The sequence below is a fragment of the Pseudomonas sp. LAMO17WK12:I5 genome (assembly GCF_900215165.1).
Taxonomy (GTDB): domain Bacteria; phylum Pseudomonadota; class Gammaproteobacteria; order Pseudomonadales; family Pseudomonadaceae; genus Aquipseudomonas; species Aquipseudomonas putida_A.
In genome coordinates, this window is the sequence record NZ_OBDS01000004.1 from 35,778 (window position 1) to 48,968 (window position 13,191).

A 13,191-nucleotide genomic window follows, 5' to 3' on the forward strand; every position below is an offset into this window, starting at 1 on the left:
TTCAATTGTTAGCCAAGAGTGCCGAGCGTGGAATCAGAAGTCAGTCGAGTTCAACTCATTCATGATCCGCGCGCGATGCACGACGATCCGTTACTGGATGGCTTGCTCGCTCTATGCATGTTGCACCAGAAGCCGGCCAGTGCCGCGATGCTGACCACTGGCCTGCCGCTGCCCAAGCAGCGCCTGAGTGTCGAGTTGCTGCCCCGCGCAGCGGCTCGCGCCGGGCTGCAGGGCCGGGTGCTGCAACGCAAGCTGGAAGAGATTCCGGCGATTGCCATGCCGGCGCTGTTGCTACTCAAGGATGGCCGCAGCGCCGTCCTGCTCGGCTGGCAAGGTGACAACGAAGCCCGGGTGCTGCTCAGCGAAAGCGACGGCGGCGAATCGGTGGTCAGTCGCGAACTGCTGGCTGACGACTACACCGGCAAAGTGTTCTTCGCCCAGCCGCAGCACAAATTCGACGTCAACCACGGCACGCTGATCCCGCGTGCGCGCTCGTGGTTCCGCGACACCCTCAAGCGCTCGCGCTGGCTGTACGCCGATGCGATCGCCGCGAGTTTCCTGATCAACATCATCGCCATGGCCGCACCGCTGTTCGTGATGAACGTCTACGACCGCGTGGTGCCGAACCAGGCCGAAGCGACCCTGTGGGTGCTGGCGCTGGGCATCACCGGTGCCTACATTTTCGACCTGATCCTCAAAAGCCTGCGCAGCCTGTGCCTGGATCTGGCCGGCAAGAAAACCGACCTGATCATCTCCGCGACGCTGTTCGAGCGCATCGTCGGCATGGCCATGAAGTACCGCCCGGCGCGGGTCGGCAGCTTCGCGCAGAACATCCATGAGTTTCAGAGCCTGCGCGACTTCCTCGCCTCGCTGACCCTGACCAGCCTGATCGACCTGCCGTTCACCATCCTGATTTTCATCGTCATCGCGATTCTCGGGGGGCATCTGGTGTGGATTCCGGTGCTGGCGTTCCCGATTGCGCTATTGATCGGCTACGCGTTGCAGAAGCCGCTGGTCGCGACCATGGAACGCACTATGGCGCTGGGCGCCGAGCGTCAGTCGAGCCTGATCGAAACCCTCGCCGGCCTCGATGCAGTCAAGGTCAACAACGCCGAAAGCGAACGCCAGTACCAGTGGGAACAGACCATCGGCACCCTCAGCCGCCTCGAACTGCGGGTGAAAATGCTCTCCGGTCTGGCGATGAATATCACCCTGCTGATCCAGCAACTGGCCGGGGTGATCATGATCGTCTTCGGCGTGTACCAGATCATCGCCGGCAACCTGAGCATGGGCGGTCTGATTGCCTGCTACATGCTCAGCGGCCGCGCGCTCAGCCCGCTGGCGTCGCTGTCCGGTCTGTTGACCCGCTACCAGCAGGCACGGGTAACCATGACTTCCGTCGACCAGATGATGGAGCTGCCGCAGGAGCGCAATTTCGAAGAACGTCCGCTGAGCCGCAAGGTGTTGCAGGGCGCGATCGAGTGCCGTCAGTTGAACTTCACCTACCCGGAACAGCAGAACCCGGCGCTGAAGAACATCAACCTGGTGGTCCGTCCCGGCGAGAAGATCGGCATCATCGGCCGCAGCGGCTCGGGCAAGAGTTCGTTGGCGAAACTGCTGGTCGGCCTGTACCAACCGGACGACGGCGCATTGCTGGTGGACGGCGTGGACATCCGCCAGATCGACGTCAGCGAGCTGCGCTACAACATCGGCTACGTGCCGCAGGACATCCAGCTGCTGGCCGGCACCCTGCGTGACAACCTGGTCTCCGGCGCGCGCTATGTAGAAGACGAGCTGGTACTGCAAGCCGCCGAACTGGCCGGCGTGCACGAATTCGCCCGTCTGCACCCGCAGGGTTACGAGCTGCAAGTCGGCGAGCGCGGGCAGAACCTGTCCGGTGGCCAACGGCAGAACGTTGCTCTGGCGCGGGCGCTGCTGCTCAACCCGCCGATCCTGCTGCTCGACGAACCGACCAGCGCCATGGACAACACCGGCGAAGAACGCCTCAAGCAGCGCTTGGCTGCCGTGGTTGAAAACAAGACCGTGGTGCTGGTGACGCACCGGGCCTCGCTGCTGTCGCTGGTCGACCGCCTGCTGGTGGTCGACCGTGGACAGATTCTCGCCGATGGCCCGAAAGCCGCCGTGATGGAAGCGTTGAAGAAGGGGCAGATCAGTGTTGCTTAAGTCGGGTGTCAAAGAGTCGATCCGTCGCTACTTCAAGGGGTCTGCCTCGCTGCAGGGCCAGCCGCTGCCGGAGGTCAACAAGGCGCTGATCGAGGACGCCCCGCGCGTCGTGCGCCTGACCATCTGGGCAATCATCGGCTTCTTCCTGTTCCTGCTGCTGTGGGCCAACTTCGCCGTGATCGACGAAGTGACCAAGGGCGACGGCAAGGCGATTCCGTCGTCGAAGATCCAGAAAATCCAGAACCTTGAGGGCGGGATTGTCTCGGAAATGTTCGTCAAGGAAGGTCAGATCGTCGAGGCCGGCGCACCGCTGATTCGTCTGGACGACACGCGATTTGCCTCCAACGTCGGCGAAACCGAGGCTGATCGACTGTCGATGCTGCTGCGTGTCGAACGCTTGAGCGCCGAGGTCGATGACCGTCCGTTGAATTTCCCGGAGGACGTGCTTAAAGCCGTGCCGGGTCAGGCAAAAAGCGAAGAATCGTTGTACATCAGCCGGCGTCAGCAACTGCACGACGAGATCGGCGGTTTGCAGGAGCAGTTGATCCAGCGTCAGCAAGAGCTGCGCGAGTTCAGCTCCAAGCAGGCGCAATACCGCCAGCAACTGGGATTGCAGCGTCAGGAAATCAACATGTCCGAGCCGCTGGTGGCGCAGGGCGCGGTGTCGCCGGTGGAGGTGCTGCGACTCAAGCGTGCCGAAGTCGAAACCCGTGGTCAGCTCGACGCCACCACCCTGGCGATCCCGCGCGCCGAATCGGCCATCAAGGAAGTACAGCGCAAGATTGACGAGACTCGCGGCAAGTTCCGCAGCGAAGCGCTGACTCAGCTCAACGAAGCCCGCACCGACCTGAACAAGGCCCAGGCCACCGGCAAGGCGCTGGAAGACCGGGTCAGCCGGACGCTGGTCACCTCGCCGGTACGCGGCATCGTCAACAAGTTGTTGGTCAACACCATTGGCGGCGTGATCCAGCCCGGCAGCGACATGGTGGAAATCGTGCCGCTGGACGACACCTTGCTGGTCGAAGCCAAGATCCGTCCGCAGGACATTGCGTTCCTGCATCCGGGGCAGGAAGCGATCGTCAAATTCACCGCGTACGACTACACCATTTATGGCGGGCTGAAAGCCAAACTGGAGCAGATCGGTGCCGACACCATCACCGACGAAGACAAGAAAACCACCTACTACATCATCAAGGTGCGCACCGAGCGCAGCCACCTGGGCACTGATGAAAAGCCGCTGCTGATCATTCCGGGGATGGTGGCGTCGGTGGATATCATCACCGGCAAGAAATCGGTGTTGAGTTATCTGCTCAAACCGATCATCCGGGCGCGGGCCGAGGCACTGCACGAGCGTTAGATTTGCAGCGCAGCTGATGGCCTCTTCGCGAGCAGGCTCGCTCCCACATTGGATCTTTGTTAAGCACTCATTTTGTGTTCACCAACGAACCCCTGTGGGAGCGAGCCTGCTCGCGAAGGCGTCAGCGGGAATAACACACTCCTGTCAGTAAGTGACACAAACCGTCACTCACCATCCAGTCCATTCCTCACCATCCGCCATATCGTTATTCATTAACGGTATTTAATTTCCAGTTCTTATAGCTTTAAAGTCATCCACCTGCGTACCTGCCGACCAATCGGCGCGCCGCACGACCTGAACCAACACGCAATCCAGCGTGAGTGTCTGATCGACGTGCGCGCCTGTGAGCGCGCCGTGCGTGGGAGATTGAAAGATGTCCGCAGCTACTGCCACCCCAAGCGCCGCGACTGCCGCGCCGCAAACCTTTGAAATTCGTCCGTTCAGCGGTGCCGTCGGTGCCGAGATCATCGGCCTGGACCTGACCCGGCCGGTCAACGATCAGGACTTCGCGCGCATTCATCGTGCGCACCTGGATCACCACGTGGTGGTGTTCCGCGACCAGCGCATCACCCCGCAACAGCAGATCGATTTCAGCCGCCGCTTCGGCGTGTTGCAGATTCACGTACTCAAGCAGTTCCTGCTGGCCAATCACCCGGAAATCCTCATCGTTTCCAACATCGTCGAGAACGGCCAGAACATCGGTCTGGGCGACGCCGGCAAGTTCTGGCACTCCGACCTTTCCTATAAAGAGCTGCCGAGTCTCGGCTCGATGCTGCATGCCCAGGAGTTGCCGTCCGAGGGCGGCGACACGCTGTTCGCCGACATGCACAAAGCCTGGGACAACCTGCCCGAGGCGCTGCGCAAAGCCGTGGAAGGCCGCTCTGCCGCGCATTCCTACACCGCGCGCTACAGCGAAACCAAATTCGAAGGCAACTGGCGTCCGACCCTGACCCCGGAACAACTGGCGCAGGTCGCCGAAGTGGTGCATCCGATCGTCCGCACCCACCCGGAAAACGGCCGCAAGGCATTGTTCGTCAGCGAAGGCTTCACCACCCGCATCGTCGGTCTGCCGGAGGACGAGAGCAAACAACTGCTCGCCGAGCTCTACGCCCACAGCGTGCTGCCGCAAAACATTTACCGCCACCAGTGGCAGCCCCACGACATGGTGTTCTGGGACAACCGTTCGCTGATCCACCTCGCCGCCGGCTGCCCAGCGCACCTGCGCCGCAAGCTGTATCGCACGACCATTCAGGGCGACGCGCCTTTCTGATTTGCCGGAGATTCGATCATGTCCAAACGTCTTCCATTCGCACCGCTGGCGGCGGCCATCGGCCTGGGTTTCAGCCTGCTTGCCGGCAGCCTGGTGGCGCCGACCGTGGCCCACGCCGAAGGTGAAATCCGCATCGCCGAACAGTTCGGGATTGTCTATTTATTGCTCAATGTGGTGCGCGATCAGGGCCTGATCGAAAAGTACGGCAAGCAGCAAGGCCTCGACATCAAGGTCGACTGGACGCAGCTCTCGGGCGGCGCGGCGGTCAACGATGCGCTGTTGTCCGGTTCCATCGACATTGCCGGCGCCGGCGTCGGCCCGCTGTTGACCATCTGGGATCGCACCCACGGCAAGCAGAACGTCAAGGCAGTCGCCTCGCTCGGCAACTTCCCGTACTACCTGATCAGCAACAATCCCAAGGTCAAAACCATTGCCGATTTCACCGAGAAGGACCGCATTGCGGTGCCGGCGGTGGGCGTGTCGGTGCAGTCGCGCTTCCTCCAATACGCGGCGGCCAAACAGTGGGGTGACAAGGAATTCAATCGCCTCGACAAGTACACCATCGCCGTGCCGCACCCGGATGCGACCGCGGCGTTGATTGCCGGCGGCACCGAGCTGACCGGGCATTTCTCCAACCCACCGTTCCAGGATCAGGCGCTGCAGAACCCGAACGTGCACGTGGTGCTCAACTCCTACGACATCCTCGGCCCGAACTCGCCGACGGTGCTGTTTGCCACCGAGAAATTCCGCAACGACAATCCGAAAACCTACAAAGCCTTCGTCGAGGCGCTGACCGAAGCCGCACAATTTGCGCAGAACGATAAGGGCGCGGCGGCGGACACTTACATCCGCGTGACCAAGGCCAGGATCGACCGCGCCGAGCTGCTGAAAATCATCGACAACCCGCAATTCGAATTCAGCGTCACGCCGAAAAATACCTATCCACTGGCCGAATTCCTCTACCGCGTCGGTGCGATCAAGAACAAACCGGAATCGTGGAAGGACTACTTCTTCCAGGACGCCAAACCGCTGCAGGGGAGCTGATCGAGATGAATGCCCCTTTGCAAGGCCACGCGGCCAGCAACCCGGTCGCCAGTACGCAAGCGCTGCTGGCGGTGGATAACGTCAGCCTCGAATACCGCACCCCGCAGCGGGTGGTGCGAGCTACCCATCAGGTCAGTTTCGAAATTGATCCGGCAGACCGTTTCGTCCTGCTCGGCCCGTCCGGCTGTGGCAAGTCCACTTTGTTGAAAGCGGCCGCCGGTTTCATTGCGCCGAGCGAAGGCGAGATTCGCCTGCAAGGTCAGCGGGTCGATGGACCCGGTCCGGACCGGATCGTGGTGTTCCAGGAATTCGATCAACTGCCGCCGTGGAAAACCGTGAAACAGAACGTGATGTTTCCGCTGCTGGCCTCGCGAACCTTGAACAAAAAAGACGCCGAAGAGCGTGCACTGCACTACCTGGAAAAAGTCGGTCTGGCGGCATTCGCCGACGCCTATCCCCACACCTTGTCCGGCGGCATGAAGGCGCGGGTGGCGATTGCCCGGGCGTTGGCGATGCAGCCGAAAATCCTTCTGATGGACGAGCCGTTCGCCGCGCTGGACGCGCTGACCCGGCGCAAGATGCAGGAAGAATTGCTGCTGCTCTGGGAAGAGGTGCGCTTCACCTTGCTGTTCGTTACGCACTCGATCGAAGAAGCGCTGGTGGTCGGCAATCGCATCCTGCTGCTGTCGCCACATCCGGGGCGGGTGCGCGCTGAAGTGCACAGCCATCAATACGATCTGCAAAGCCTCGGCGGCGTGGCGTTTCAGGAATCGGCGCGGCGCATTCACCGTTTACTGTTCGATGAGGGCCAGTCGCCGGAAACCGAGCGTGACCATGACTTCAACGACATTCGTATCGCTTATTGAGCGTTCTGGAGGATTGCCCGATGAGCCAACCATCGTCTGTACGACAAGAGTTTGAAACCGTCCTTGAACCACTGACCAGCGTGCCGCTCGAGCGCGAATTGCCGCTGGGCCAACGCCTGTGGCAACAGGGCTGGCTGCGCAAAAGCCTGATCCTGATTCTGCTGGCGATCCTTTGGGAGGTGATCGCCCGGGTGCAGAACAACGACCTGCTGCTGCCAGGTTTTCTGCAGACCAGTCATGCGCTGTACGACGGCCTGCTCAGTGGTGAGTTGCTGGGCAAGGTGTGGATATCGCTGGTGGTGCTGATCAAGGGTTACCTGATCGGCATCGTGCTGGCATTCGCCCTGACCACGCTGGCGGTGTCGACGCAGTTTGGTCGCGATCTGCTGAGTACCCTGACCTCGATGTTCAACCCGCTGCCAGCGATTGCCTTGCTGCCACTGGCGTTGCTCTGGTTCGGGCTGGGGCAGAACAGCCTGATTTTCGTGCTGGTGCATTCAGTGCTGTGGGCGCTGGCGTTGAACACCTACGCCGGTTTTCTCGGTGTCTCGGAAACCCTGCGCATGGCTGGGCGTAATTACGGGCTGAAGGGCATGCGTTTTGTGCTGTTCATCCTGATCCCGGCAGCGCTGCCGTCGATCCTCGCCGGGCTGAAAATTGGCTGGGCGTTTGCCTGGCGCACGCTGATCGCCGCCGAACTGGTGTTCGGTGCGACCAGTGGCAAGGGCGGGTTGGGCTGGTACATCTTCCAGAATCGCAACGAGCTGTACACCGACAAGGTGTTTGCCGGGTTGGCGGTGGTGATCCTGATCGGGTTGTTGGTGGAGAATCTGGTGTTCGATACGCTGGAGCGAGTGACGGTGAAGCGTTGGGGCATGCAGCGCTGAGATTTGTGTTGGCAGGACCGGCGCCTTCGCGAGCAAGCCCGCTCCCACATTTTGGAATGCGTTCCCCTGTGGGAGCGGGCTTGCTCGCGAAGGCGTCCTTTCAGCCGCCGCCAAATTTGAAGGATGTTTGCTAGCATTGCACCCAGATCAATCCAGATCAGCCACGAGTGCTCAGCATGCAACTCCCGGATATGAATCTTCTGGTCGCCCTCGACGCTCTGCTCGACGAGGGCAGTGTGGTCGGCGCCGCGCGGCGGATGAACCTCAGCCCCGCCGCCATGAGCCGCACTCTGACGCGGATCCGCGAGGCGATCGGCGATCCGATCCTGGTGCGCGCCGGTCGTGGCTTGGTACCCACCCCAAAAGCCCTCGAATTGCGCGAGCAGGTGCGCGATGTCGTCGAGCAGGCGGCGCTGCTGTTTCGCTCCGCCGACAGCGTGGATCTGGGCACCCTGCGCCGGCGCTTCAGCATCCGCGCCAACGACTTTTTCATTGGCGTATATGGCGGCAAGCTGTTCGATACCCTCGACCAGCAGGCGCCACACTGCGAGTTGCGCTTCGTCCCCGAGGGCGATGGCGACGACGAAGCGCTGCGTGAAGGACGGATTGATCTGAGTGTCAGCAACACCCGTCCGGTAACCCCGGAAGTCAAAGTGCAGAACCTGTTCTCCACGCATTTCGTCGGTCTGGTGCGTGAGGATCATCCACTGCTCGACGGCGAGATCACCGCCGAGCGCTACGCCGGCTACTCGCATATCAGCATGTCGCGCCGTGGCATTGCTCGCGGCCCCATTGACACCGCGCTGAATGCACTGGGCCTGGAGCGGCGGGTGGCGGTGATCGCGCCGAGTTTCCACGCGGCGATGTTTGCCTTGCCCGATTCCGACCTGATCTTGCCGGTGCCCAAGGAAGCGTTGCTCAGCGTGCGCCGACTGGGCCTGAAGCTACGTTCGTTCAATCTGCCGATTCCGTTGCCGACGCTGATGCTGACTCAGGCCTGGCACCCGCGCTTCGACAAGGACCCGGCGCACCGCTGGCTGCGCGAAACGCTCAAGGCGTGTTGTGACGAGACGTGGCTGGCCACGCAACCCTGATACAAGCAGAGTCCGTGTGGGAGGGGGCTTGCTCCCGAAGGCGTCGTGTCAGGCACCGCACAGGTTGAATGATCCACCGCTTTCGCGAGCAAGCCCGCTCCCACATTGGATATTCATTGCTGCACTGAGCGCACTTATAACCTGCCAATAAGTCAATTTTCGTCAGCAGTAAGCCTTACTAAAATGCTCCGGTATTTTTCCTTCCGGAGTGTGTATCCATGACATCCCTGTCGGTTCCGGCGCCCATTGCTGCGGCCAGTCCGGCGACGGCGGCTGCGCCACCGGTGTTCGGGGCGCGGATCATCACCGGCCTGGTTGGTGTGCTGCTGGCGGTGCTGGTCTCGGGCCTCAACGAAATGGTGACCAAAGTCGCACTGGCCGACATTCGGGGCGCGCTGAACATCGGTTATGACGAAGGCACCTGGCTGGTGTCCTGCTACGCCGCGACCTCGGTGGCGGCGATGGCGTTTGCGCCGTGGTGCTCGGTGACCTTTTCGCTGCGCCGTTTCACCCTCTGCGCGATCAGCCTGTTCACGCTGCTCGGCGTGCTGTGCCCGTTCGCCCCGAATTACGAAAGCCTGCTGCTGATGCGCACCCTGCAAGGGCTGGCCGGCGGCGCGTTGCCGCCGATGCTGATGACCGTTGCGCTGCGCTTTCTGCCGGCCAATTTCAAACTCTATGGTCTGGCCGGTTATGCGCTGACGGCGACGTTCGGCCCGGGTCTCGGCACGCCGCTGGCTGGCTTATGGAGTGAATACGTCGGCTGGCAATGGACGTTCTGGCAAATCATCGTGCCGTGCCTGATTGCCATGGCAATGGTCGCTTGGGGGATTCCGCAGGATCCGCTGCGCCTGGAGCGCCTCAAGACCTTCAACTGGAAGGGCCTGCTGCTGGGCTTCCCGGCGATCTGCATGCTGGTGATCGGCTTGCTCCAGGGCAATCGGCTGGACTGGTTCGAGTCGAGCCTGATCTGCGGTTTGCTCGGCGCCGGTTCGCTGTTGCTGGTGGCGTTTCTGATCAATGAATGGTCGCAGCCGATTCCGTTTTTCAAGTTGCAGATGCTCGGCATCCGCAACCTGTCGTTTGCACTGATGACCCTGGCCGGGGTGCTGGTGGTGTTGCAGGCGGTGGTGCTGATCCCGTCGAGCTATCTGGCGCAGATCCAGGGTTATCGCCCGGTGCAGACCGCGCCGATCATGCTGATCGCCGCGTTGCCGCAGTTGATCGCGCTGCCGCTGGTGGCGGCGCTGTGCAACTTGCGCTGGGTCGATTGCCGCTGGGTGCTCGGCATCGGTTTGAGCATGTTGACCCTGTCCTGCCTGGGTGGATCGCTGCTGACCTCGGCATGGATTCGCGACAATTTCTACGTCCTGCAATGGCTGCAGATTTTCGGTCAGCCAATGTCGGTGCTGCCGCTGTTGATGCTCTCCACCGGCAGCATCCAGCCGCAGGACGGCCCGTTCGCTTCGGCGTGGTTCAACACGGTTAAAGGCTTGGCGGCGGTGATCGCCACCGGCGTCATCGAGGCGCTGACCACCGCGCGCCTGCATTTCCACTCGACCATGTTGATCGACAACCTCGGCAATTCACCGTTGGCTGATCGCAGCGACCCGGGCCTCGCCCATCGCCTGCACGAACAGGCCGTGGTGCTGACTTCCTCTGATCTCTATGTGTGCATGGCTGGCGTCGCGGTGGCGCTGATCCTGCTGATTTTCTGGCTGCCGACGCGGATCTTTCCGCCCCGCGCGCCGACCTGATTGCTTCACTGATACCGAAGGTTTTTATGACGACTCAAGCAAAGCAAAAACTCGCGGTGGCCGTGGCGGCCGCACTGGCGGTCGGCGTGTTGCTGTACCTGGCGGTGCCGGGACTGTTCGGCAAGCGCACCCAGCAAAACACCAACGATGCGTTTGTTTCCGCCGACTTCACCCTGGTGGTGCCGCGCGTGGCCGGATTCATCAAGGAAGTGCTGGTGGAAGACAACCAGCAGGTCAAGGCCGGGCAGTTGCTGGCGCTGATCGATGATCGCGATTTGCGCGCCGCCGCTGAAGCGGCCGATGCGCAAACCCTGGTCGCCCGCGCTCAGCTGCAAAACGCCAAGGCCACGCTGGAGCGGCAGACGTCGGTGATTGCTCAGGCGCAGGCCTCGGTGGTCTCGGCCAAGGCAGAAATGGCCTTCGCCCAGCAGGAACTCAATCGCTACAACCACCTCGCCGGTGTAGGTGCCGGCACGGTGCAGAACGCGCAACAGGCCCGCACGCGTATTGATCAGGCAACCGCTCGGCTCGATACCGCCAGCGCGAAACTGGCGGCCGAGCGTAAGCAGGTAGAGATTCTCACGGCGCAGCGCGATGCTGCCGAAGGCAATCTGAAGCACGCGCAGGCGGCGCTGGAAATCGCCAGTTTCGAGCTGTCGTATACGCGCATCACTGCGCCGCAGGACGGCATGGTCGGCGAGCGCGCGGTGCGTGTCGGCGCTTATGTCACGCCGGGCAGCAAGCTGCTGGCGGTGGTGCCGTTGCGTCAGGCGTATGTGGTCGCCAACTTTCAGGAAACCCAACTGACGGACGTGCAGCCGGGCCAGCACGTGCAGGTGCGCGTCGACAGCCTTGGTGGCGAGGCCTTGAGCGGTCGCGTCGAAAGCATTGCCCCGGCGACTGGCGTGACATTCGCCGCGGTGAAACCGGACAACGCCACGGGTAACTTCACCAAGGTTGTACAACGGATTCCAGTGAAAATCGTGCTTGAGCCGGGTCAGCCGTTGGCCGAGCGTTTGCGTGTGGGCATGTCGGTGGAGGCGAGTATCGACACTCGCCGTTCGGCGCCGGCGGAGCGCGAGGTGACTCAGCGATGAACAGCGTTGATAGAACTGACGCCTTCGCGAGCAAGCCCGCTCCCACAGGGATCTCCGTTTGGAACAAAGATCTCCAGCAACCTGCCAATCACCCGTGGGAGCGGGCTTGCTCGCGAAGAGGCCAGTGGCAGCAACTCGCACTCGGTGCCTTGCTCGCTCTTGGCCTCAGCGCCTGCACCGTCGGCCCGGACTTCCGCAAGCCCGAGCCCACGCAGATCGCCGACTGGGCCAAACCCGCCAAATCAGCCCCCAGCCAAGCCGTCAGCGAACCGCTGAACGAACGCTGGTGGGAGGTTTTCCACGACCCGCAACTCTCAGCCCTGACCCAGCGGGCGATGAACAGCAACCTCGATCTGCAACTGGCCAGCAGTCGCTTGCAACAAAGCCGTGCCGCGCGCCAGGTGATCACCGCGGATCGCTACCCGAACACCGCCGCTACCGGCAGCTACGCGCGTAAACGCAACAGTGGCGAAGGCCTGAATGACCCGTCCGGGCACAACGGCGATTCCGCCTTCAACCTGTGGGACGCCGGTTTCTCCGCGTCCTGGGAACTGGATTTCTGGGGCCGTGTACGCCGCGAAACCGAAGCCGCCGATGCCAACCTCGAAGTCGCCGAAAACGACCGTCGCGGTGTGCTTCTGGCGGTGCTCGCCGACACCGCGCAGAACTACATCCAGCTGCGCGGCGTGCAAAACACCCGCGCGGTCACCGAGCAGAACCTCGACGTCGCCCGGCACAGCCTCAAGCTTTCGCAACTGCGCCTGAGCGATGGTGTGGCAACCGATCTCGACGTCGCCGAAGCCGCCGCGCAGGTCGCGGCCATCGAATCGCGCCTGCCGGCCCTCGAGCAGCGTCAGTCGCAATTGATCAACGCGATCAGCCTGCTGATGGGCGAACCGCCCCAGGCCCTGGCCAAGGAGTTATCCACAGATGGCGCGGTGCCGCAGTCACCGCTGCAAGTCGCCATCGGCCTGCCGTCGCAGCTGGCCGAACGCCGGCCGGACATCCGGCAGGCCGAGGCGCGCCTGCATGCCGCCACCGCCAACATCGGCGTGGCCAAGGGCGATTTTTATCCGCGCATCACCCTGTCCGGCAACCTCGGATCGCAAGCGATGCAACTGAGCGATTTCGGCTCCTGGGGCTCGCGCGCGTTCGGCATCGGCCCGCAATTGAGCCTGCCGCTGTTCGACGGCGGACGCCTGCGCGGCATGCTGCAACTGCGCGAAGCCCAGCAACAGGAAGCGGCCATCGCCTATCAGCAAACCGTGCTGAGCGCCTGGCATGAAATCGACGACCAACTGACGGCTTACAACGCCAGCCAACGCCGCCGCGACAGCCTCGCCGAAGCCGTGCGGCAGAACCAGATCGCCCTGCGCACCGCACAGCAGCAGTACGTCGAAGGCGTGGTCGATTTCGTCAACGTCCTCACCGTTCAAGGCGCGTTGCTGGCGACTCAGGAGCAGTGGGTGGAAAGCTCGACCGGCGTTTCGCTGGCGATGGTCGGGTTGTACCGAGCGTTGGGCGGGGGCTGGGAGTCGGTGTATCCGGCGGGGGAGATGGCGCAACGCTGATGGCCTGAACTGGAAATGCCGAGGGCTGTTTGGGATTGGCCGGGGTGCCGGATGTCGTGAAAGC

General features: G+C 62.3%; 10 protein-coding genes. All 10 read left to right on the top strand.

The genetic code is table 11. From position 1 onward, the window contains the following. The first annotated feature begins 27 nt into the window (after positions 1–27). Complete coding sequence (locus tag CRO59_RS07935) at positions 28–2,184, top strand: type I secretion system permease/ATPase (protein ID WP_097086772.1); 2,157 nt, start codon at positions 28–30, stop codon at positions 2,182–2,184. Next, entirely contained in the window at positions 2,174–3,541 is a 1,368-nt protein-coding gene (locus CRO59_RS07940) for an HlyD family type I secretion periplasmic adaptor subunit (protein ID WP_027611115.1), read from the top strand. Before CRO59_RS07935 ends, CRO59_RS07940 begins: the two co-directional genes overlap by 11 nt. Positions 3,542–3,914: 373 nt before the next feature. Next, the gene (locus CRO59_RS07945) at positions 3,915–4,811 is read left to right on the top strand and encodes a TauD/TfdA family dioxygenase (protein ID WP_097086774.1); all 897 of its coding nucleotides are present in this window, start codon (positions 3,915–3,917) and stop codon (positions 4,809–4,811) included. Positions 4,812–4,829: 18 nt separating this feature from the next. Beyond that, entirely contained in the window at positions 4,830–5,855 is a 1,026-nt protein-coding gene (locus CRO59_RS07950) for an ABC transporter substrate-binding protein (protein ID WP_097086777.1), read from the top strand. Between the two features lie 5 nt (positions 5,856–5,860). Then, the gene (locus CRO59_RS07955; protein WP_027611118.1) at positions 5,861–6,721 is read left to right on the top strand and encodes an ABC transporter ATP-binding protein; all 861 of its coding nucleotides are present in this window, start codon (positions 5,861–5,863) and stop codon (positions 6,719–6,721) included. 20 nt (positions 6,722–6,741) lie between these two features. Further along, positions 6,742–7,608 carry an ABC transporter permease gene (locus tag CRO59_RS07960; protein ID WP_095137828.1) on the top strand — a complete coding sequence of 289 codons (867 nt, stop codon included), beginning with the start codon at positions 6,742–6,744 and terminating at the stop codon, positions 7,606–7,608. 176 nt (positions 7,609–7,784) lie between these two features. After that, positions 7,785–8,702 (top strand): LysR family transcriptional regulator, encoded by a 918-nt coding sequence (locus CRO59_RS07965; protein ID WP_027611120.1) that lies wholly within the window; start codon positions 7,785–7,787, stop codon positions 8,700–8,702. 218 nt (positions 8,703–8,920) lie between these two features. Next, on the top strand, positions 8,921–10,459 hold the full coding sequence (locus CRO59_RS07970; protein WP_097086778.1) for an MFS transporter: 1,539 nt from the start codon (positions 8,921–8,923) through the stop codon (positions 10,457–10,459). Between the two features lie 26 nt (positions 10,460–10,485). Beyond that, a complete protein-coding gene (locus CRO59_RS07975) occupies positions 10,486–11,556 on the top strand; it encodes an HlyD family secretion protein (protein WP_097086780.1) in 1,071 nt (356 codons plus the stop codon). After that, the gene (locus CRO59_RS07980; RefSeq protein ID WP_177408975.1) at positions 11,553–13,127 is read left to right on the top strand and encodes an efflux transporter outer membrane subunit; all 1,575 of its coding nucleotides are present in this window, start codon (positions 11,553–11,555) and stop codon (positions 13,125–13,127) included. Before CRO59_RS07975 ends, CRO59_RS07980 begins: the two co-directional genes overlap by 4 nt. The last annotated feature ends 64 nt before the right edge of the window (positions 13,128–13,191 follow it).